At 40.5% G+C, this 21556-nt stretch carries 21 protein-coding genes and 1 pseudogene; 20 read left to right on the top strand and 2 right to left on the bottom strand.

What is annotated here, in order from left to right; all coding sequences use genetic code 11:
• The first annotated feature begins 14 nt into the window (after positions 1-14).
• From sodA to pstB (M2353_RS11815), 8 genes are all read left to right on the top strand, one after another.
• Positions 15-623, top strand: a complete 609-nt coding sequence (sodA, locus tag M2353_RS11850) for a superoxide dismutase SodA (RefSeq protein WP_007501264.1) — start codon at positions 15-17, stop codon at positions 621-623.
• Positions 624-746: 123 nt separating this feature from the next.
• A complete protein-coding gene (locus tag M2353_RS11845; protein WP_008342348.1) occupies positions 747-2033 on the top strand; it encodes an MFS transporter in 1287 nt (428 codons plus the stop codon).
• A gap of 122 nt (positions 2034-2155) precedes the next feature.
• Complete coding sequence (locus tag M2353_RS11840; protein WP_017358000.1) at positions 2156-4291, top strand: peptidoglycan D,D-transpeptidase FtsI family protein; 2136 nt, start codon at positions 2156-2158, stop codon at positions 4289-4291.
• 213 nt (positions 4292-4504) lie between these two features.
• Positions 4505-5422 (top strand): phosphate ABC transporter substrate-binding protein, encoded by a 918-nt coding sequence (locus tag M2353_RS11835; protein ID WP_017367609.1) that lies wholly within the window; start codon positions 4505-4507, stop codon positions 5420-5422.
• A 79-nt stretch (positions 5423-5501) separates the two neighbouring features.
• Positions 5502-6428, top strand: coding sequence for a phosphate ABC transporter permease subunit PstC (pstC, locus tag M2353_RS11830; protein WP_017357999.1), 927 nt, complete (start codon positions 5502-5504; stop codon positions 6426-6428).
• Entirely contained in the window at positions 6428-7312 is an 885-nt protein-coding gene (pstA, locus tag M2353_RS11825) for a phosphate ABC transporter permease PstA (RefSeq protein ID WP_007501259.1), read from the top strand. Before pstC ends, pstA begins: the two co-directional genes overlap by 1 nt.
• A gap of 23 nt (positions 7313-7335) precedes the next feature.
• Positions 7336-8148 carry a phosphate ABC transporter ATP-binding protein PstB gene (gene pstB / locus M2353_RS11820; protein ID WP_425332875.1) on the top strand — a complete coding sequence of 271 codons (813 nt, stop codon included), beginning with the start codon at positions 7336-7338 and terminating at the stop codon, positions 8146-8148.
• A 15-nt stretch (positions 8149-8163) separates the two neighbouring features.
• Positions 8164-8946: a phosphate ABC transporter ATP-binding protein PstB gene (pstB, locus tag M2353_RS11815; protein ID WP_017367606.1), complete on the top strand. Its 783-nt coding sequence runs from the start codon at positions 8164-8166 to the stop codon at positions 8944-8946.
• Between the two features lie 44 nt (positions 8947-8990).
• On the opposite strand, the gene M2353_RS11810 is transcribed toward pstB (M2353_RS11815), so the two are convergent.
• Both M2353_RS11810 and M2353_RS11805 read right to left on the bottom strand, forming a co-directional pair.
• Entirely contained in the window at positions 8991-9491 is a 501-nt protein-coding gene (locus M2353_RS11810; RefSeq protein ID WP_007501254.1) for an endolytic transglycosylase MltG, read from the bottom strand.
• Positions 9488-9835 carry a hypothetical protein gene (locus M2353_RS11805; RefSeq protein ID WP_003217285.1) on the bottom strand — a complete coding sequence of 116 codons (348 nt, stop codon included), beginning with the start codon at positions 9833-9835 and terminating at the stop codon, positions 9488-9490. Before M2353_RS11805 ends, M2353_RS11810 begins: the two co-directional genes overlap by 4 nt.
• Before the next feature lie 451 nt (positions 9836-10286).
• Between M2353_RS11805 and rpmG the strand changes: the two genes are divergently transcribed.
• The 12 genes and pseudogenes from rpmG (at position 10287) to M2353_RS11745 (ending at position 21456) form a co-directional block, all read left to right on the top strand.
• Positions 10287-10436, top strand: a complete 150-nt coding sequence (gene rpmG, locus M2353_RS11800; protein ID WP_008360061.1) for a 50S ribosomal protein L33 — start codon at positions 10287-10289, stop codon at positions 10434-10436.
• Positions 10437-10485: 49 nt separating this feature from the next.
• A complete protein-coding gene (locus tag M2353_RS11795) occupies positions 10486-11046 on the top strand; it encodes a 5-formyltetrahydrofolate cyclo-ligase (protein ID WP_284725468.1) in 561 nt (186 codons plus the stop codon).
• Between the two features lie 85 nt (positions 11047-11131).
• Entirely contained in the window at positions 11132-11596 is a 465-nt protein-coding gene (locus M2353_RS11790; RefSeq protein WP_061419592.1) for a hypothetical protein, read from the top strand.
• A 102-nt stretch (positions 11597-11698) separates the two neighbouring features.
• A complete protein-coding gene (locus tag M2353_RS11785) occupies positions 11699-11872 on the top strand; it encodes a hypothetical protein (RefSeq protein ID WP_017367602.1) in 174 nt (57 codons plus the stop codon).
• Positions 11873-11958: 86 nt separating this feature from the next.
• The gene (locus M2353_RS11780; RefSeq protein WP_284725467.1) at positions 11959-13497 is read left to right on the top strand and encodes a rhomboid family intramembrane serine protease; all 1539 of its coding nucleotides are present in this window, start codon (positions 11959-11961) and stop codon (positions 13495-13497) included.
• A gap of 70 nt (positions 13498-13567) precedes the next feature.
• Positions 13568-13771, top strand: a complete 204-nt coding sequence (locus M2353_RS11775; RefSeq protein ID WP_284725466.1) for a YqgQ family protein — start codon at positions 13568-13570, stop codon at positions 13769-13771.
• A gap of 13 nt (positions 13772-13784) precedes the next feature.
• Complete coding sequence (locus tag M2353_RS11770; RefSeq protein ID WP_284725465.1) at positions 13785-14738, top strand: ROK family glucokinase; 954 nt, start codon at positions 13785-13787, stop codon at positions 14736-14738.
• A 212-nt stretch (positions 14739-14950) separates the two neighbouring features.
• Positions 14951-16870, top strand: coding sequence for an LTA synthase family protein (locus M2353_RS11765; RefSeq protein ID WP_284725464.1), 1920 nt, complete (start codon positions 14951-14953; stop codon positions 16868-16870).
• Between the two features lie 84 nt (positions 16871-16954).
• Positions 16955-18076 (top strand): M14 family metallopeptidase, encoded by a 1122-nt coding sequence (locus M2353_RS11760; RefSeq protein ID WP_056705261.1) that lies wholly within the window; start codon positions 16955-16957, stop codon positions 18074-18076.
• A 330-nt stretch (positions 18077-18406) separates the two neighbouring features.
• Positions 18407-19660 carry an MFS transporter gene (locus M2353_RS11755; RefSeq protein WP_048001385.1) on the top strand — a complete coding sequence of 418 codons (1254 nt, stop codon included), beginning with the start codon at positions 18407-18409 and terminating at the stop codon, positions 19658-19660.
• Between the two features lie 77 nt (positions 19661-19737).
• Positions 19738-20032, top strand: a pseudogene (locus M2353_RS11750) (MTH1187 family thiamine-binding protein).
• A 68-nt stretch (positions 20033-20100) separates the two neighbouring features.
• Positions 20101-21456 (top strand): IS1182 family transposase, encoded by a 1356-nt coding sequence (locus tag M2353_RS11745; protein ID WP_284725463.1) that lies wholly within the window; start codon positions 20101-20103, stop codon positions 21454-21456.
• The last annotated feature ends 100 nt before the right edge of the window (positions 21457-21556 follow it).

The raw sequence follows: 21556 nt of genomic DNA, 5'->3' as shown, positions 1-21556 counted from the left end.
GGAGGAATTTAACCATGGCTTTTAAACTTCCAGAATTACCATATGCTTACGATGCATTAGAACCACATATCGACAAGGAAACAATGACGATTCACCACACAAAACACCACAACACTTATGTAACAAACTTAAACAAAGCAATCGAAGGTGTATCAGCTCTTGAAGATCAATCAATTGAAGAGCTAGTGGCTAACTTGAACTCTGTGCCTGAAAACATTCGTACAGCTGTACGTAACAATGGCGGAGGACATGCAAACCACTCATTATTCTGGACGCTTCTTTCACCAAACGGTGGCGGCGCACCAACTGGTGAACTTGCAGATGCAATCGAAAAAGAATTAGGCGGATTTGAAAAATTCAAATCTGATTTCGCTGCAGCAGCTGCAGGACGCTTTGGTTCTGGTTGGGCATGGCTTGTTGTGAACAATGGCAAACTTGAAATCACAAGCACACCAAACCAAGATTCTCCTTTAACTGAAGGAAAAACACCAATCCTAGGACTAGACGTTTGGGAGCATGCTTACTACCTAAACTACCAAAACCGTCGTCCTGATTACATTTCAGCATTCTGGAATGTTGTGAACTGGGATGAAGTGGCTCGCCTTTACAGCGAAGCTAAATAAATGATTTGATTTGAAAAGACCTGCTTCTCTCTGAGAGCGGGTCTTTTTATATTTTCCCTCCTTTTTTTACATATCTGCCTTTTGATGAGACAGACTATTGTGTAGAAAAGGAGAATGAATGATATGAGCAGATTAAAGAAAATGTTCGGGGACATGGATGTCACAAGAGATTTATTGCTCCTCCTCACGATTGGCGGATTATACGCACTTGCGATTGCGCTTTCGAATACGTTTGTGAACGTGTATTTATGGAAACAGTCTGGGCGATTTACAGACCTTGCGATTTATAACTTGGCGATAGTTGTCCTTCAGCCCATTACCTTTTTATTTGCTGGTCGGCTCGCTAAAAAAATAGATCGTGCATTTGTCCTTCGTTTCGGTGTCATCTTCTTAGCCGCTTTTTACTTAATTGTTCTCATGGCAGGAGAGCAAGCGGCAGCTCGGCTCGTGTTATTAGGCAGTGTGCTTGGAATCGGCTATGGTTTTTACTGGCTTGCCTTTAACGTGCTTACTTTTGAAATTACTGAACCTGAAACAAGGGATTTCTTTAATGGATTTTTAGGAGTGCTTACCTCTACAGCTGGTATGATTGGGCCGCTCATTGCAGGAATTGTGATTTCTCAATTAACGGATGATACAGGCTATACAGTGATTTTCACTTTATCGCTTTTTTTGTTTTCACTAGCGGTTGTGATGAGTTTTTTCCTCAAGAGGAGACAATCAAAAGGAAAATTTATCATTAAGCAAATTTGGAAAGAGCGCCATGCGGACGAGAATTGGCGTAAGATCACAACTGCTCACTTTTTTCAGGGGCTCCGTGAAGGCGTGTTTGTCTTTTTAATCAGTGTCTTTGTGTTTATTGCAACAAACAGTGAGCTTGCTTTAGGCACATTTGGTCTAGTCAATTCAGGTGTTGCCTTTTTCGCCTATTTTTTTGCTACCCGTTTGATTAAGAAAAAATGGCGTAAAAAAGCGATTATGTTTGGCGGGCTTATTTTATACGGCGCTTTATTTTTAATCGTCTTTCACTTGTCCTATGTATCACTGCTTATGTACGCTGTAGCCATTGCGATCGGCTACCCGCTTCTGCTTGTTCCGTATGTCTCTTTAACTTACGATGTCATCGGTCATGCCAGATATGCAAGAAAAGCCCGAATTGAATATATTGTCGTCAGAGAACTATTTTTAAATGCAGGGCGTATTTGTTCGATTGTCTTTTTTCTTTTATCTGTCACCTTACTGGGCGATCGGCTTGGGATTCCTGCTTCACTTGTCGTACTCGGAGCGGGGCACACCCTTATTTATTATTTTGTAAAGGACATTCATTTAAAAGAGAAAACAGCTGATATAGAAGAGGCTGACGGTCAAAAGCCTGTTTCTCAAACGAACCTTATGAAGGGAGAAAGGTAAAATTTCTTACCAATGGAACATCAAATTTCTAGATAAATGATAGAAAAACCGCTAAAATGATGATGGCACCTTTTATACACAAAAAGGGGTGCCATTTCTTTCTTGATAGAAAAGGTGATGTGATGAGAAACAAGAAAAACAAAAAAGACGCGAAGGAAGGGCGCAAAACACTTCCGATCCGGCTGAATTTATTATTTTTAGCTGCGTTCATTATTTTTACCGGTGTTGTGGTCAGACTCGGTTTTGTGCAGATTGTGAATGGAGAAGATTATAAAAAGCAGGCAGAAAAACAAGAAGACGTGAATGTCAGCTCATCTGCTCCGCGCGGAAAAATTTATGATCGAAACTATAACACGATTGTCAGCAATAAAGCGCTAAATGCCATTACATATACGAGAACCTCGACGACTTCACAAGAAGAGCGGCTCAAAGTGGCAACAAAATTAGCAGATATGATTCACGTAAGTACGAAGAAAATCACAGATCGTGATAAAAAAGATTTCTGGATCTTAACCCATCCGAATGAAGCGAAAAAGCTTGTTCAAAAAGAAGCCGATTTAAAGGGTGACGATAAGGTCTCTGATGATAAACTATACGAGCTCCAGCTGAAACGCATCACAGACAAGGAATTAAATCAACTGACGAAAAAAGATTTGCAAGTGCTTGCGATTAAAAGACAAATGGATGCAGGCTATGCACTTACGCCTCAATTCATTAAAAATGAAGATGTAAAACCAAGTGAAATTGCTTACGTCTCTGAGCATTTGGACGAGCTGCCAGGTGTAGATGTCACAACAGACTGGTCGCGCAGCTATCCTTATAAAGGACTTCTCCGCAGTATGCTCGGCAGTGTGTCTTCAAGTGATGAAGGTCTTCCGTCGTCACTGCTTGAACATTATCTATCACTCGGCTACAGCCGAAATGATCGTGTAGGAAAAAGCTATCTTGAATATCAATATGAAGATGTCCTGCAAGGTCAAAAAGAAAAAGAACAAAGTACAACAGATAAAGAAGGCAATGTCACAAGCTCTAAAGTGTTAACAGAAGGAAAGAGCGGGAAAGACCTTGTGCTGACGATTGATATTCAGCTGCAAAAAGCGGTGGAAAAAATCATCGAAAAGAACTTGAAAAGTGCGAAGCAAAGAGGCGGCACAGAACTTCTTGATCGTGCGTTTGTTGTCATGATGGACCCGAGAAATGGGGAAGTGCTCTCGATTGCGGGTAAACAGATTACCAATAAGAATGGGACATACAAATTTGATGACTATGCACTAGGAACGATGACATCATCATATGCGATGGGATCAGCAGTGAAAGGGGCAACTGTGCTGACAGGTTATAAAACAGGCGTCCTTCATATTGGAAGCACCCAATACGATGAACCGCTCTATATCGCTCAGTCACCGCCGAAAAAATCCTATCAAAATATGGGACTCATTAATGATTTAACCGCACTAGAACGTTCATCAAACGTGTATATGTTTAAAACAGCGATTGCAATTGGGAAAGGGGAATATCGTAAGAATCAGCCGCTCCCAATTGATACAAAGGCGTTTGATACGTTCCGTTACAATTTTAGTAAATTTGGTCTTGGAGTGGAGACAGGTATTGACCTGCCAAACGAAGCAACTGGCTATCGTGGAACGTCTACACAATCCGGTCTTTTACTTGACTATGCGATTGGACAATATGACACGTTTACACCGCTACAAATGGCGCAATACGTCTCAACGATTGCCAATGGCGGCTATCGTTTACGTCCTCAGCTCGTAAAAGAAGTGAGAGAGCCAGATCCGCAAAGAGGCATTGGGGCTGTAACGGAGTCCGTCAAGCCGGATGTACTGAATAAGCTCGATATGACAAGTGATGAGATCAAACGCGTACAGCAAGGATTCAAGCTTGTGATGCAGAACCCAAGAGGGACAGCATATTCGAACTTTGGCAACAAAAAATACAATCCAGCTGGCAAAACAGGGACCGCTCAATCATTCTATGACGGCCCGATTAAAAGTAAACGCGGCACACCAACGTATAACACAACACTTGTTGCGTATGCGCCTGCTGATAATCCAGAAGTAGCGATTTCAGTTGTCGTGCCTTGGGTGTATCAAGATTACAACCAGCGCTATCCGATTACAAATGATATTGGTGAACAAGTATTAGACAAGTACTTTGAACTGAAATCGAAACAGGAAAGCAATGATACACAAGCGAAGAACAAAAACAAAATTGAAAATGAAGCAGAAACAAATAACTAGACCTATTCTAGGTAAAAACGCTCACTTTTTGTGGGCGTTTTTTATATTTTCTTCAAACTTTTCGATATAAATTGACAAAAATCATAAAAAACCCCGCAATTTCTCTACAAATCTTCGACATTTACAAAACCTTAACATTCCATTTAAACGAAATTAATAAAGAACCTTTAATGTATTACTCGTAGGACAAATTATTCAGGGGGTATTCTTGAAATGAAAAAGAACAAATTATGGCTGCTTACTTTCCTTACTATCGCATTGTTAGCATTCGTCACAGCATGCGGAAACAGCAGCTCAAGCGGAGATTCAAAAGACAGTAAAGGAAATGCTTCAAACAAAGATGAGGCATCAGGTTCCATTACCATCTCAGGATCATCTGCGATGCAGCCTTTAGTTCTTGCGGCAGCAGAAAAATTCATGGATAAACATCCAAAAGCCGATATTCAAGTACAAGCCGGCGGTTCAGGAACAGGACTTTCTCAAGTATCAGAAGGATCTGTACAAATTGGTAACTCAGATGTATTCGCAGAAGAGAAAGACGGAATCGACGCAAAAGCTTTAAAAGACCACAAAGTAGCAGTTGTTGGAATGGCTGCAGCTGTTAACCCTGAAGTTGGTGTCAAAGACATCACAAAGGACGAATTGAAAAAAATCTTCACTGGTAAAATCAAAAACTGGAAAGAGCTTGGCGGGAAAGACCAAAAAATCACACTTGTGAACAGACCAGACTCATCAGGAACTCGTGCAACATTTGTGAAATATGCACTTGACGGTGCGACACCTGCAGAAGGAATCACAGAGGATTCTTCAAACACAGTGAAAAAGTTGATTGCAGAAACACCAGGTGCGATTGGGTACCTAGCATTCTCTTATTTAACAGATGACAAAATTACACCGCTTAGCATTGATGGTGTGAAACCAGAAGAAAGCAATGTAGAAAGCGGTAAATATACAATTTGGGCATATGAGCACTCTTATACAAAAGGTGAGCCAGAAGGTTTAGCAAAACAATTTTTAGATTACTTGATGAGTGACGAAGTACAAAAAGAAATCGTTAAAGACCAAGGCTACATCTCAGTCTCTAATATGAAAGTAGAAAGAGACGCAACAGGCAAACAAACAGATAAGTAAAAGGTCTTGAATTGATGATGAAGGAAAAGTGGAGCTTTTCACTTTTCCTTTTATGACATTCATAGGAGTGTAGAAAAAGATGAAACAGATAGAACATACAGAAGCGAGCGATCGACTGATCAGCTCGAAAAAAAATAGGCAAATGGATGAAGTAAGAGGAAGTATTTTGGTGAAATTTTGCGCATTCTTAATGATTGCTGTATCAATTGCCATCACAATCTTCCTTGGCATTAAGGGTTTACAATCTTTCATCGTAAATGGTGTAAGCCCAATTGAGTTCTTAACCAGTATCAATTGGAACCCTACAGCGGAAAATCCGCAATACGGCGCATTTCCATTTATCTTTGGATCAATCGCTGTCACGCTTCTATCAGCACTCATAGCAGCACCGCTAGGCATCGCAGGAGCGATCTTCATGACAGAAATTGCACCTGCATGGGGACGGAAAATTCTCCAGCCAGTGATTGAACTGCTTGTAGGGATTCCATCCGTTGTTTACGGATTCATAGGTCTTACAGTATTGGTGCCGTTTATTGGACATTTTAAGTCAAGCGGTTCAGGGCACAGTGTGTTAGCAGGAACGATTGTCCTGTCTATTATGATTCTGCCGACTGTTACATCCATTGCAACTGACGCAATGGCTTCACTTCCAAAAAGTTTACGTGAGGGATCGTATGCATTAGGCGCAACAAGATGGCAAACGATCAGACGTGTTCTTGTACCGGCAGCGCTGCCGACATTAATGACAGCGGTCGTGCTTGGAATGGCAAGAGCATTTGGAGAAGCCCTTGCCGTTCAGATGGTCATTGGAAACACGCGTAATCTACCAGAAAGTATTATGGACACAGCTGGTACATTAACAACCATTATTACGTTAAACATGGGACATACAACGTATGGAAGTGTTGAAAACAATACACTTTGGTCAATGGGACTTGTCCTTCTAGTTGTATCATTTATGTTCATACTCATTATCAGATACTTGTCATCTAGGAGGAAGATTTAATGAATAGCAAAATGACCGATCGTTTTGCCACAATCGTTTTTGGATTATGTGCCGCCATTATCACGGCGATACTTGTTGGCTTGTTTTCTTATATCATCTTCAACGGTGCCAAAGAATTAAATTTTGACTTTTTGACTACCCGCTCAAGTGCGATTGGCTCTGGTGGCGGTATTAGGGATCAGCTGTTTAACTCGTTTTACATTCTATTTATTACGATGCTGTTTACCGTGCCTCTTGGCGTGGGCGGCGGGGTGTACATGGCAGAATATGCACCTCAAAACAAAGTAACCGATTTTATTCGTACATGTATTGAAGTGTTATCCTCTCTGCCATCGATCGTCATCGGTATGTTTGGTTTGCTGATGTTTGTTAATTTAACAGGATGGGGCTATACGATCATCGGAGGAGCCCTTGCGCTGACTGTCTTTAACCTGCCAGTGATGGTCAGGGTGACAGAAGATGCACTTCGATCTGTACCGAAGGATCAAAAGGAAGCATCGCTTGCGCTTGGTGTGACAAAGTGGCATACAGTGAAGACGGTTCTGATCCCAGGTGCGATTCCATCCATTATTACCGGAGCGATTTTAGCATCGGGAAGAGTTTTCGGTGAGGCGGCTGCTCTTCTTTTCACAGCAGGTCTTTCAACACCGCGTCTTGATTTTACAAACTGGAGTCCTTTCTCCGATACGTCACCACTAAATATTTTTAGACCGGCAGAAACATTAGCCGTTCATATATGGAACGTCAATACACAGGGGATTATTCCAGATGCAGAGGCCATTGCAAATGGTGCATCAGCCGTACTTGTGCTCTCTGTATTAGTATTCAACTTAGCAGCTAGATGGCTTGGTTCATTTATTCATAAGAAGCTTACGTCAAAATAAATAGTGAGAGGTGTGAAGGGGATATGGTTCAAATGCTAGCAGAAAAAAAAGAGATTGCAGCAAAAAAGGCTCCACTTCAAGCGGAACAGATTCTACAGGTGCAGGATTTAAGTATTTATTATGGTGAAAAAAGAGCAGTCAATCAAATTTCATTTGAAATTGAAAAAAATGCAATCACTGCATTAATCGGCCCATCAGGGTGCGGAAAATCGACTTTTTTACGCAGCATTAACCGCATGAACGACCTAATTCCAGGTGCACGAAGTGGAGGGGCGATCATGTACGAAGGGCTAAATATTTTGGATGACCGTATTAATGTGGTGAATTTAAGAAGGGAAATCGGGATGGTCTTCCAAAAGCCAAATCCATTTCCTAAATCCATCTATAATAACATTACGCATGCACTAAAATATGCGGGTGAAAAAAGGAAATCAGTGCTTGATGATGCGGTAGAAGAAAGCTTAACAAAGGCAGCGCTATGGGATGAGGTCAAGGATCGCTTGCACCGCTCTGCCTTATCATTATCAGGCGGCCAGCAGCAGCGCCTCTGTATTGCACGTACCCTTGCGATGAAACCTAGCGTGCTTTTATTAGATGAACCGGCTTCTGCCTTAGACCCGATCTCAAATGCAAAAATCGAAGAATTATTATCGGAATTGAAACATGATTATTCGATTGTCATTGTCACACACAATATGCAGCAAGCGTTACGTGTATCTGATCATACAGCCTTCTTCCTGAACGGTGATCTAGTGGAATACGATGCGACTGAACGTATCTTTACACGTCCTGCGCAGCAAAAAACAGAAGACTATATTAATGGTCGATTCGGATAAGGCGGGTGGATTTTGATGAATGCAGTAGCAACTGAAACAGCCAAAAAAGAAGTGTTTCGTGTGAATGATATGAACCTTTGGTACGGACAACATCACGCACTGAAGCATATTGATTTAGACATTAAAGAGCATGAGGTCACAGCGATTATCGGTCCGTCCGGCTGCGGAAAGTCAACATTTATAAAGACCTTAAATCTCATGGTCAAAACAGTGCCAGGTGTGAAAATCACCGGGGATATGATGTATAATGGTGACAATATTTTAAAAGGCCGTGTCGATCTAGTGGAACTGCGTAAAAACGTCGGGATGGTCTTTCAAAAAGGAAACCCATTCCCTCAATCTATTTTTGATAATGTCGTCTATGGACCAAGAATTCACGGGGTGAAGAGCAAGCAGCAATTGAAAGAAATCGCTGAAAAAGCGCTTCGTGATGTTGCCCTTTGGGATGAAGTGAAAGATCGATTAAGTGCGCCTGCATTAGGTCTTTCTGGTGGTCAGCAGCAGCGTCTTTGTATCGCAAGAGCCATTGCCACAAGCCCGGATATTCTATTAATGGATGAACCAACATCTGCGCTTGATCCTGTTTCAACATTAAAGATTGAAGAATTGATCATGAAACTGAAAGAGAAATACACGATTGCCATTGTGACACATAACATGCAGCAAGCGGCAAGGGTATCCGACCGAACAGCGTTCTTCTTGATGGGCGAGCTTGTTGAGGTCAATGATACGAATGTGATGTTTTCAGAGCCAAATGATCAAAGAACAAATGATTATATATCAGGACGATTTGGATAATCAAAAACCCCCTGGAGGTCAATGCCGCCAGGGGGTTTTTGATGTTATTTTGTTAAGGCTTTGACAATTTGTTTGAATGTCATACCTGTTTTTAAATTGAATTTGCCGGCACGAATTTCTTTATGGTAGCCTGCGTCTATCACGTAATCATTAAAATCTTTAGACGAGTTGATGATTCCGTCCTTTTCAAGCATGTCTGAAACATCACTTGTGCTCATACCGTTTTTAATCACGAATTTAACCGTTTTGCCTTTTGGCTTGTCCGTTGTTTGTTTATCGTTCTGAGAATCGCCGTCTTCACTTGCTTTCAGCGCTTTTTCTTTATAATCAAGAAGTTGTTGATATGTTTCACGGCTGACGGAGACTTCTTTTTTAGAGTCTAAGTAATTTTTCACGTCAGTGTCTGTCACTTTCGCTGCGAGGGTTTCTTTTGTTGTAGAATCAGCTGCCGCTTCATCTTTTCCAGTAAGGAAAAAGACGATCGCCAGAACACCAGTTGCAAGAATCATACCTGCTGCAAACGTTTGGATGCTTTTTTTCGTCATACAAGCACCCTCTCGTTGTCTTTAATGATCATGTTCACATCTTCTACAGATACATGCTCAGCGCGCGCAATGGCCTCAGGAGACATGCCATTTTGGTGCTTTGAAATGATTTGTCTTGCAATAGATGGATCAATTTCTGAATGCTTGCGGACAACGATGTTTGTTTCAAGCAATTCTTCTTCAAGAACCTTCATTTTCTTTTTCAGTTTATAGATTTCTTGCATTGCAGATAGTTGAAGTGTTTCAAGTTCTTGTTCGACTTCTTTAATCGGCTCTCTTTGAAAATATGAGAATGCGATCAGTACAATACTGACAACAAGCAATCCGATAATTGCAATTTCCATGTTTCATCACCTTTTATTCATATTTTAATGCTGAAAGCCAAAAAAGGCTCTCATGTTTGTTTCAGACAGTTTTCGACCCTTCTTTTTTATACCATAAAAAAGCTAGTTTCAAAAGGAATTGCTGAAAAAATCACCTTTTTTTCATCATTTTTCTTTTTATAGGGAAACCGAGTATGAAAACCTTGCCCGCTGTTAAAATAAAAGAAGACGGATCAGATGAAAAAAAGCTGTGGAACAAAGAGGGGGTTCTCATGTATACAGTACGACAAAGAACGTGTTTTTATAGGGGAGAAGGCGATTTTTCATCACATGACCAGACAATATGGATCAGGATGCGGGTGGAATGCATTGAAAAATGAAATTGGTGAAAAAACATTCTAGCATTCCTTAGCTAGAAGTGGTATTATAGTTAGGTCTGAATGTGAATTGATTTTAGTTTGGAGGGAAAAACATGCGCGTAAATATTACTCTAGCTTGCACTGAATGCGGTGAGCGTAACTATATTACTAAAAAGAATAAGCGAAACAATCCAGATCGCGTTGAATTCAAAAAGTATTGCTCACGTGATAAAAAACAAACTTTACATCGTGAAACAAAGTAAGCAGCAGGGAATTTTCCTGCTGTTTTTTTATGATGGGAGATGAACCTGTATGAAAAAGGAGCTCCGCCTTCAAACATTGGCCATGCTTGATCAGATAAGCGCTGAAGAGTTCAATCGCCACGCCGCTCTACTTCATGAACACGTGCTACAGCTGTCAGAATGGAAACAGGCGAAAACGATTGCTTTGACTATGTCTAGGGGAAAAGAAATACCGACAATGCCTCTGATTGAAAAAGCGTGGGAAGAAGGAAAAACAGTTTGTATTCCCACCTGTTTTCCGAAAACAAAAGAGATGGTGTTTTATGAATATACACCTGAAACAAAGATGACATCCAGCTACTTTGGGCTATTGGAGCCAGACCCTCTTGAGTCTACAGCTGTACATAAAGAAGCCATTGATTTGATCATTGTTCCTGGGGTGTGCTTCGATCAACGTGGTTACCGGATTGGGTTTGGTGGCGGCTATTATGATCGCTACTTAGCGGACTACCACGGGGTAACCATTGCCCTTTGTTTGTCTTTACAGCAGACGAGGCATATTCCGGCTGAAACGCACGACATCCCGGTGTCTATGATTGTCAGTGAAAAAGGTACGTTATATCAAAAGTGAAAGCCCGCTCATTGTCCAAAAACGGGCTTTTTGTGTTGAGATCGTTTCATTAGTTCATGGCATTTTAGCTAGCAGGAGGCATATATTGAAAAAATTTCGAGGAAAGAAAAGATACTTCCGTAATTTGTGGGAGGAAGTGAATACTTTTGACTTACAACTTGATCATGATTATTGGTTCGATTTTTTTCATACCCATCTTGATTTTTGGGGTGTTGGGAAAAATAGCTTGAAAATAAGAAGAGAGCATATTAAAGCTCATGTCGCCTTGTACAATAGAACACTCAAGCTGCTTGAAGGTTTTGAAAAGCCATATCAAACATGGATTAGTATTTACGAACAAGATCCTGCATTAGACGCAGTATATATCCATACACCAAATCCAAACGATCACAACTTCCCGCATAAGATCGAAGAGTTAGAGTGGAATGGTAAACTGCCTCATACGTTCAAGGATTTGATTGACCTTCAACAATTTGATGTAGCTTATCTTCAAACAGAGTATGGAGAAGAGTTTTATATTCAATCAAAAGAACATGGGATTAGGCTGTGAAAACTGATTAATAAAAGACGCGCCATTGTCAGTGATAAAAATGATGGTTTATGCATAAACAAATCCTATTTAAGCCACGATACGAACATAGGAGGGAATATGATGAATAAAATGATTTGGAGCATTGTGTTCACACTGTTTGCATTCGTTCTTGTGCAAAATCGTTATCGGCTCATGAATTTGATCTTAGGTCAAAACCAAGTGCGTCACTTTTTTATTAAATGGCTGATGAAAATCCCATATTTTCGGACGAAATTTATTCGCCAAGCATTCTAATCCCGCAAAAGCCGGGATTTTTTTGTTGAGAAATGCGTATAAGAGTAATTCTTGCTATAATAATGTAAAAAATGGAGCGCGAATGAATGAATGTCATAGATAGTCTATTTTGGCGAGTGATTGATGAACTCAGACAAAAAGGATACGAGATGATTCAAAGTCCGTACCCAGAAGATGAAATCTTTTTTGAAGCACCACGAAACTCAGGATATGATCTCATCCGTCTATATAGAAGAGATGTGAATTTTAGACAGGAGATCGTTCGAGATATGGAAGAGCAGGCCTTTCGGATGAATCAGTTGAGAGAAGCCATGCGTAAACGTTCTCTTCATCTCCTGCAGCTACAATTTACAGCTGATCATCCAGTAGATGATTGGGAAGACATAAACGGTCAACCGCAAAAACAGCAAAAGGTGACGGTGACACCTGTTTTACTGAATGAAGAAACCCTTCAAAACGATGGACACGAGCTGCAAAAATGGCTGAATACATCACTTTCGATTGATGTAGAAGAGGCGAAGGCAGATACAGTCGAAGATGTGATGCATCTGAAAATGAACGTGCTTCAGGCATTTCAAGATCAGGAAAAGCAGCGTGAACGAGAACGGGCCGTTTTTCAAAATGGCAGACCGATTTTTACCTACTTGTTAATCGCAGTTCAAGTGGTGATGTTTCTTTTACTTGAATTATCTGGTGGAAGTACCAATACAGCCACTTTAACAGCATTCGGTGCGAAAAATAATGTGCTGATTTTAGAGGGTGAATGGTGGCGTTTTGTGACACCTATGTTTTTACACATTGGTTTGACGCATTTACTCTTTAATACATTTGCTCTTTGGTCCGTTGGAGCGGCTGTTGAGAGAATTTATGGTTCAGGAAGATTTTTGCTGATTTATTTAATTTCCGGCATCTTTGGCTCCATAGCGAGCTTTGTGTTTAATACAGCCATCGCAGCAGGAGCATCAGGTGCGATCTTTGGCTGTTTAGGCGCATTGTTATATTTAGCGATCTCTAACCGGAAGCTCTTCTTTCGTACGATGGGGACAAATATTATCGTGATTATCCTCATCAACTTAGGGATAGGTTTCACTGTATCAGGGATTGATAATGCAGGGCATCTTGGGGGGCTTGCTGGCGGATTTTTAGCCGCTTTAGCGGTCCGTCTTCCTAAACAGTTTCAGCCTGTCAAAATGCTTCTTGCTAGTCTTCTTCTCCTCCTTATTGGCGGCTTTGGATTGTATACAGGGTTTCATTCAGACGATCAAAAAGAAGCGGCGGCAACTAGCGAGGCAGCGAGTTTATTTGATGAAAAGAACTATAGCGAAGCAAGTCAGCGTCTAGAGGAATATGTAAAGCAAAAGGATGCCTCAGCTGAAGCACTTCATATATATGCGCTTTCCGAAGCGCAGCTTGGACATCTTGACAAGGCCATTGAGTATTTGCAAAAGTCGCTTGAAAAAGATCCAAATGAGCCGAATAAATTGTATCACTTATCGTTGTTATATGTAGAAAAAGGCGAGACAGCGGAAGCAGACGACTTCATCGAAAAAGCATTAAAACAAGATCCGCAAAATGACCAATTTTTAAAGTTGAAACAATATATTGAAAACACTCAAACACGTTGAATGACTTGACTGAAAGCGTATTTATGAATACGCTTATCCTATCTGTTGATTTAGAGAAATGGTGAAAATAATGAAAACGTTATATGATGTACAGCAGCTGTTCATGAGATTTGGAAATTACGTATATTTCGGAGATCGTAAAGTGGAATTAGAATTTATGGCAGATGAATTGAAGGAAATGTACACATCGGGCATCATCGATCGAACTGAATGGTCAAACGCAATGACCATCCTTCAAATGGAACTAGCCAAATTAAATCGAAAAACAATGTGAAGGTGGAGGACATATGACAGGGGATTGGTTTGTAGGAGTTGATCTTGGCGGTACGACAATTAAGCTTGCGTTTATTAATCTTTATGGTGAAATTCAGCATAAGTGGGAGATTCCTACGGATAAATCTGGGCAGACAATTACAGTCGACATTGCCAAGTCAATTGATCATAAACTAGTTGAGATCAGCATGCCGAAATCAGCACTAATTGGGATCGGTATGGGGGCACCTGGACCAGTGGATAAAGTATCCGGAATTGTCTATAAAACAACGAATCTGGGCTGGACAAACTATCCCTTGAAAGACCATTTAGAGGCAGAGACAGGACTTCCATCTGTCATCGAAAATGATGCGAATATTGCTGCACTCGGTGAAATGTGGAAGGGTGCAGGTGATGGCGCCAAAAACATCCTGATGGTTACACTGGGCACAGGGGTTGGCGGCGGTATTATTGTCAATGGAGAAGTGGTTCAAGGCGAAACAGGTGCTGGTGGAGAAATTGGTCATATTTGTGCCGTTCCATTTCAAGGAGCACCATGTAACTGCGGGAGAACAGGCTGTATTGAAACCATTGCGTCTGCCACAGGTATCGTCCGAATCGCAAAGGATACATTACAAACAAAGAGCCATACATCATCACTTGGCTCACTTACTTCGCTGTCTGCAAAGGATGTATTTGAGGCAGCAGAAAACGGAGACGAACTGGGGATGCGTGTCGTAGATGAAGTGACAACCCATCTTGGTCTTGTCCTTGCGAATCTGGCTAGTGCCTTAAACCCAACAAAAATCGTCATTGGCGGGGGTGTATCTAAAGCGGGCGAGCTTCTTCGCAGTAAAGTAGAGCGTGTCGTCAAACATCATGCCTTCCCCCCATGTGCTGAGGATGTTGAAGTGGTAATTGCCACACTAGGAAACGATGCAGGCGTAATCGGCGGTGCATGGATGGCAAAAAACAAGTGGCTGTCTTGAACAAAAATGTCATAATGATGTCATTTTTATTAAAATCAGCGATAGATAGGCATGAAATTGAATGATTAGCATATTCATAAGTTTGTCATGGGGAAAAAGACATTGATTTTCCAGCATAGACAGGATAAGATATACTTTAGTTATTTTTGAAGAAGCACCAATAATTGGGGATGTCCCTAACCTGAGTGCGTTTTTAGCATAAGGAGGTTACAATGCGAAAGAAAAGATTAAAGGCGATGTCATTTTTACTGATTGCGACTTTGTTAATGTGGGTGAAAACCTATGTTATCTATAAATCTAGCTTTAATATCAAAATTGAAAATTTCATGCAGGAATTTATCCTGTTTATTAATCCGCTTAGCTTTCTCTTGTTTATCTTCGGTATCGGTTTATTCTTTAAAGAAAAAAATCGCAATCGATATATCATCGTGACGAGTTTTGTTCTGACATTTATTTTATTAGCTAACATTGTATTTTATCGATTCTACAGTGATTTTCTAACCATCCCCGTCCTATTTCAAACAAACAATATGGGTGACCTCGGGTCAAGTATTACCTCTTTAATTGAACCAGTTGATTTTCTGATGTTTGTTGATATCATCATTTTAATTTGGCTCTATAAAAAACAGCCTTCCTTTAGAACAGATGTAACGATTTCACGTAAGGGACGTGCAGCTTATTATTTATTTGTGGCAGCCACTTTCTTTTTTAACCTTGGTTTGGCTGAAACAGAAAGACCAGAGCTGTTAACTCGTTCATTTGACCGTGAGATGCTAGTGAAAAACATCAGCTTATATAACTTCCATATTTATGATGGGGTTCTGCAATCGAAGCAATCCGCTCAGCGAGCACTTGCCGACAGCAATAGCTTAACTGAAATTGAAAACTATGTAAGCGCAAATCAAACAGACCGTAATGAAAAGACGTTTGGTCAAGCAAAAGGACGAAATGTCATTCTAGTATCGCTTGAGTCTACTCAGAGCTTTGTGATCAATGAAAAATTGAATGGGAAAGAGATCACGCCGTTCTTAAACAAATTGATCAAGAAAAGCTACAATTTCAGTAATTTCTATCATCAAACGGGTCAAGGGAAAACATCGGACTCCGAGTTTATTGTTGATAATTCACTCTATCCGCTTGGAAGAGGAGCTGTATTTTTCACAAATCCAAGCAACGAGTTCAAAGCCGCACCTGAGTTGTTAAAAGAGGAAGGCTATCATTCTTCTGTTATTCATGCGAATAACAAAAGTTTCTGGAACCGTGACCTGATCTATGACAGCTTTGGCTACGACAAATTTTTTGATATTAAATCATTCGATGTAAATGAAGAAAATTCAGTTGGCTGGGGACTAAAAGATGGTCCGTTTTTTGAGCAGTCAGTAGATTTAATGAAAACGATCCCGCAACCGTTCTATACGAGATTGATTACATTAACGAACCATTTTCCATTTGACTTAGATGAAGAAGATAAGCTCATTGATGAATATGACTCAAAGAGCAAAACGTTGAACAAATACTTCCCTACAGTGCGTTATCAAGATGAGGCACTAAAGCTTTTCTTTAAAAAAATGAAGGAAGCAGGGTTATACGACAACTCCATTTTTGTGTTATATGGTGATCACTACGGGATTTCTGAAAACCATAACGAAGCAATGGGACAATTCTTAAACAAAGACATTACACCTTTTGAAGAAGTTCAGCTTCAAAAAGTACCATTTGTTGTACACATTCCTGGTATCACGGATAAACATCCAAAAGAGATTAATACAGTTGGCGGGCAAGTAGATATCCGTCCAACAGTCATGAACCTTCTAGGAATCGATACAAGCAAGCAAATTCAATTTGGTCATGACCTATTATCAAAAGATACAAATGACTTCACAGTGCTTCGAGATGGAAGTTTTATTACGAAGGACAGTGTTTTCACAGCGGGTGTTTGCTACAACAAAGAAACGGGTGAGCCGAGAGAAGATGAGTCTGTTTGTCAGTCTTATGAAGAAAAGGCAAAACAAGAGCTTCAATTCTCTGATCAAATTATCTATGGAGATCTCCTTAGATTTTATGACCGAAACAACTCGGACCATTCACCATCTAAAAAAGAAGATGACACTGAGCTAAAAAAGGCGTCTTAATTTAAAAGAAAACCTCTGCTATTTACATGCAGAGGTTTTCTTTTTTTACTTACTGGTTCATATAGTGTGAGAGGAGGGATGTAAATGAAAAAGTCGTTTGGCACAATTGAATGGCATCTGGATGAGGCAAGGAAGGAGGATGTGGCAAAGCAGCTTGGTATAGGAAAAGAAGCTTTCCGTTTGTCCAATCAGTCAAATACGGAGCACCTCCTTTTACCGGGGTATAGACTTCCAGAAGGGACCCATTCATTTCAATCGGTAGGTGAGGTGCAAAGCTTCATTGCGCCTTACCGGCTCCAGCAATCAGATGATTGGATCAGCGGCACATTTGAATATGATAGCGCTCACTTAGAACGAGAGCTTCAATATTTGAAAGCTGTTTTTCCTTTTCTTCAGATGAGTGTGATTGGTCAATCAGTGCTTGATACGCCCATTTATGAAATCCGTACGGAGCCTGTACAACATTTACATTCCATACATGTTAATGCCTCTTTTCATGCAAATGAATGGATCACGACCTCTGTTTTATTAAAATGGCTTAAATCACTTTGTTTAGCGGCCTCGGACCCAGTGCAAGCAAGACATCATGAAGCGGTTCGTATATTGCAGACCACTGCTTTGTCTATTGTCCCGATGGTAAATCCAGACGGTGTTGATTTGGTTCGCAATGGTCCAGAATCTTTAGGGTTGTGCCGTGAGGAGTTCGCGCCGCTAAATGGTGGATTTTCCGATTATCGAGAATGGAAGGCGAATATTCGAGGAATTGATTTAAACAATCAATTTCCTGCTTATTGGGAAATCGAATATTATCGTAATAAGCCGAAGGCACCGTCTTATAGGGATTTCCCAGGGCATCAGCCGTTAACAGAACCAGAAGCGAAAGCAATGGCACATCTCGCCTTACGAAAACGCTTTGACCGGCTAATTGCCCTTCATACACAAGGAGAAGAGATATACTGGGGTTTTCTTGGCCACGAACCGGCCATTTCAAAAGAGACGGTCGAACGGTTAGAACGGGTGAGCGGTTACAAAGCGATTCAATATCTTGATAGCTATGCAGGTTATCGTGATTGGTTTATTTATCAATGTAAAAGTGAGGGATATACGGTGGAACTTGGGCGAGGTAAGAACCCGCTTTCTATGAGTCAATTTGATTCGATCTATGAAAAAACAAAGCGGTTATTGTGGGAAGCATGTAAGTATTAAAAGCACCTAATCGGTGCTTTCAGCGTGTAGACAAACCCTCGCATTCTTTGTTAGTCCTGCGTGCCGGTGCTCACGAATGTGAAATTCACTCCGCGTCAGTACTCGTCCTTCCTAGGGCTGCAAAGGTTTTCTATCACGCTGAAAAGAAGACAAAGGGCTAAAATCAAGTTCATTTTCGCCCTTTGTCAACAATCATTTAATACGTTCAAACCAATCAATTTCTTATGGTCAATAAAAACCGTGCTGATGTGATTGACGAGAGCATTCCTGTAAGCTATTGTGAAAGAGTGGATGTAAAAAAAAGGATATGAATTAGGGAGATGTCGATGATTGAATGCTCAAAGCCTGTGGAAACGGAATTTTACTTATCTATTTGTTTCTAAAATGTGTAAAATTACTGCTGATAGTTTATCTTTTAACACCATTTTGTGGCTTTTAGTGCTAGGGGGAAAAGGAGCAATTGGAACAGCATTTTTTATTGCCGTTAGTTTTGTCCCTCAAGCCATTATTGGGCCGTTTATTACCCCAATGATGAAGCCGCATCAATTGAAATTTTGGATGTGCTTTGCTGATTTAACTCGGGCGGCGATTATACTTGTGATTGTGGTGAGTTACTTTTATGATTTTTCTCCTTTGGCACTCATCATTGGCGGTATGTTGCTGCATTCAGCGACTGGTGGTTCCTATGAACCAGCTTCGGTGTCCATTATTCCAAAGCTTGTGCATGAAGATGTGATACAAAAGGCGAATGCAACCATTCAATCAGCCAGTCATGTGGTCAGGCTTGTGACTGTGACGATTTGTGGTGTCATGATTGCATTTGTAGGGGTAGGATATACAATGCTTGTGATTATTCCTCTTTACCTCATGTCCGCTTTGCTGGTTTTGCTGATTACATATAAAACGGAAGCGATCATGGATAAAGGAAAAAAAGGATTATCATACGGAAAACGATTAATAAGGGGATTTTCACTTGTGAAAAGTCATCATATTTTGTTTCCATTAGCCATTTTTTGTGTCTGCTCCAATTTTGCTGCGGCACCGTGGGAGGCATTGTCGGTTATTTATTTAACAGAAGATTTACATAGTGGACCAGTAGTATATTCATTCATCAAAGTGACCACGGCATTAGGTGCATTTTTGATGGGATTCGTTTTAACAAAGGTGAAAGTGAATCGATACGGTCTGTTGTTTATCGGGGCAGGGATCGTTGATGGAATTGCATTTTTCATTACAGGGATGAATGCCTTATTACCACTTGTGTTTATATCTGCATTTGCCTTAGGTGCAGCCATCAGTGCAGTCAATGTACCTGAACATACGATGATTCAATTGTCAGTAAAAGCGGAGGATCAGCCGCAAGTGTATGCGATTATTAACATGATCTCGTATTTAATGATACCGTTAGGCGCTCTCATTGGTGGCTATATGGCGACGTTATTCGGTTCAGGATATGTCATTGCAGCTGGTGGACTGATCGAAGCCATTTCAGGTATATGCCTGCTCCTTTTCACAAAGATTGGGAAGGTAGAGAGAGCAGATTTGACGATAGAACGGGACAAACCAAGCTTAAACGCCACATGATCATGGCATTTTTGAATCACGATGGGTTACAATGAGAACGAGAAAGAAATAGGATGTCATTGAAAGGAGCAAGAACCATGGCGATAGCAGATGTCACCATCATTCCAATAGGCACTGAGACACCAAGCGTGAGTGCATATGTAGCAGACGTACAAAGACTGTTAGAGGGCTTTCAACAAGAAGGGAAAATCAAATATCAGCTCACACCAATGAATACATGTTTTATTTGAGGTCATTCAGCGTATTCATGAGGCTCCATTTGAAAAGGGTTTACACCGAGTAGCAACCAATATCCGCATAGATGACAGAAGAGATCAAACGACCACCCTTTCAAGCAAATTAGAAAGCGTGAATAAACATTTGAATCAATAGAAAAAGCCTGCTAATTGCACGCTTTTTTGTATAATAAGGGCAATAACACATTTCTGTGGGGGATGAACATGTTATCGAAACGTGAAGAAGAAAGAAGAAATCAATTAGAAGTAGTGGCCTTAGATGAATTAGTGCCTGAAGATCATCTTGTACGAAAAATTGATCAAGCGATCGATTTTGATTTCATTTATGATCTTGTCAAAGATCATTATAGTTCTGATAACGGCAGACCAAGTGTGGATCCCGTTGTTCTTATTAAAATGGTTTTGATCCAATACCTATTTGGCATTCGCTCTATGCGTCAAACCATTAAAGAAATTGAAACTAATGTGGCTTATCGTTGGTTTATTGGATATGGATTTTCGGAGAAAATTCCGCACTTTTCTACCTTCGGTAAGAACTACGTGAGACGCTTTCATGATACAGATTTATTCGAACAAATTTTTTATCGAATCTTAAGAGAAGCGATGAAAAAAGGTCTCGTTGATCCATCTATCGCTTTCATTGACTCAACTCATGTAAAAGCAAACGCCAATAAGAAAAAACTTGAAAAGAAAATTGTTCGAGTAGAAACGAGAAGTTATCAAAATCAGCTTCATGAGGAGATCAATGTTGATCGTGAGGAACATGGAAAAAAGCCGTTACCCCTACAGAATAAGAAAGAGAAAAAAGAAATCAAGGTCAGTACAACTGACCCAGAGAGTGGCTACTATGTAAAAGATGAACGTGAAAAGTTATTTGCTTATTCATTTCATACGGCTTGTGATTCAAAAGGATTTATTTTAGGATCACTGGTCACTGGTGGAAATGTTCATGATAGTCGTATGTTAGATTCACTCGTATCAAAGGTGACAAAGAAAGTCGGAAAACCCAATGTAGTCGCAGTAGATGCTGGATATAAAACACCATATATCGCCAAGTTTTTAATGGATCAAGAGATAAGACCTGTCATGCCTTACACCCGCCCGAGAACAAAAGCTGGTTACTTGAAAAAGAATGAATACGTATATGACGCACATGTTGATTGTTACATTTGCCCAAACGGGCAAATTCTTTCTTATCGTACAACGACTAGAGAGGGATATAAGCAATATGCGTCCGATTCAGAGGTATGTAAATCCTGCTCGTTTTTAGATAACTGTACACAAAGTCAAAATCACACCAAACAGATTCACCGACATATTTGGCAGGACTACCTAGACGAAGCAGACCATCTGAGACTCACTGAAATGAATAAGAACATCTATGCAAAACGGAAAGAAACGATTGAACGCGTTTTTGCGGATGCAAAAGAAAAGCATGGAATGCGATGGACGAAACTTCGAGGATTGAAAAAAGTTTCGATGCAGGCGATGCTTACTTTTGCTGCCATGAATCTTAAGAAATTAGCAAACTGGACATGGAAAGAGCCATGTCCAGCGTAAAGCAACTGATCAATTTTATCAAAATAAGTGAAAACCCCACTTTTACTTGAAGTAAAGGTGGGGTTTGTCTACGGTCTGAAAGCCTGCTAATTGCAGGCTT

Source organism: Bacillus aerius, assembly GCF_029894105.1.
In the GTDB taxonomy this organism is placed as follows: domain Bacteria; phylum Bacillota; class Bacilli; order Bacillales; family Bacillaceae; genus Bacillus; species Bacillus altitudinis.
The sequence above is the reverse complement of the archived record's forward strand: the minus strand, read 5'-3'. Positions and strand labels throughout refer to the sequence as shown.

Excerpts from the sequence above, each read along its gene's own strand:
- M2353_RS11795 (WP_284725468.1), top strand. The coding sequence starts at position 10,486 with ATGAAAAAGGAGCTCCGCCTTCAAACATTGGCCATGCTTGATCAGATA.
- pstA (WP_007501259.1), top strand. The coding sequence starts at position 6,428 with ATGAATAGCAAAATGACCGATCGTTTTGCCACAATCGTTTTTGGATTA.
- pstB (WP_017367606.1), top strand. The coding sequence starts at position 8,164 with ATGAATGCAGTAGCAACTGAAACAGCCAAAAAAGAAGTGTTTCGTGTG.
- M2353_RS11760 (WP_056705261.1), top strand. The coding sequence starts at position 16,955 with ATGAAAAAGTCGTTTGGCACAATTGAATGGCATCTGGATGAGGCAAGG.
- pstB (WP_425332875.1), top strand. The coding sequence starts at position 7,336 with ATGGTTCAAATGCTAGCAGAAAAAAAAGAGATTGCAGCAAAAAAGGCT.
- pstC (WP_017357999.1), top strand. The coding sequence starts at position 5,502 with ATGAAACAGATAGAACATACAGAAGCGAGCGATCGACTGATCAGCTCG.
- M2353_RS11785 (WP_017367602.1), top strand. The coding sequence starts at position 11,699 with ATGAATAAAATGATTTGGAGCATTGTGTTCACACTGTTTGCATTCGTT.
- M2353_RS11775 (WP_284725466.1), top strand. The coding sequence starts at position 13,568 with ATGAAAACGTTATATGATGTACAGCAGCTGTTCATGAGATTTGGAAAT.
- M2353_RS11770 (WP_284725465.1), top strand. The coding sequence starts at position 13,785 with ATGACAGGGGATTGGTTTGTAGGAGTTGATCTTGGCGGTACGACAATT.
- sodA (WP_007501264.1), top strand. The coding sequence starts at position 15 with ATGGCTTTTAAACTTCCAGAATTACCATATGCTTACGATGCATTAGAA.
- M2353_RS11810 (WP_007501254.1), bottom strand. The coding sequence starts at position 9,491 with ATGACGAAAAAAAGCATCCAAACGTTTGCAGCAGGTATGATTCTTGCA.
- M2353_RS11840 (WP_017358000.1), top strand. The coding sequence starts at position 2,156 with ATGAGAAACAAGAAAAACAAAAAAGACGCGAAGGAAGGGCGCAAAACA.
- M2353_RS11780 (WP_284725467.1), top strand. The coding sequence starts at position 11,959 with ATGAATGTCATAGATAGTCTATTTTGGCGAGTGATTGATGAACTCAGA.
- M2353_RS11845 (WP_008342348.1), top strand. The coding sequence starts at position 747 with ATGAGCAGATTAAAGAAAATGTTCGGGGACATGGATGTCACAAGAGAT.
- rpmG (WP_008360061.1), top strand. The coding sequence starts at position 10,287 with ATGCGCGTAAATATTACTCTAGCTTGCACTGAATGCGGTGAGCGTAAC.
- M2353_RS11805 (WP_003217285.1), bottom strand. The coding sequence starts at position 9,835 with ATGGAAATTGCAATTATCGGATTGCTTGTTGTCAGTATTGTACTGATC.
- M2353_RS11765 (WP_284725464.1), top strand. The coding sequence starts at position 14,951 with ATGCGAAAGAAAAGATTAAAGGCGATGTCATTTTTACTGATTGCGACT.
- M2353_RS11745 (WP_284725463.1), top strand. The coding sequence starts at position 20,101 with ATGTTATCGAAACGTGAAGAAGAAAGAAGAAATCAATTAGAAGTAGTG.
- M2353_RS11835 (WP_017367609.1), top strand. The coding sequence starts at position 4,505 with ATGAAAAAGAACAAATTATGGCTGCTTACTTTCCTTACTATCGCATTG.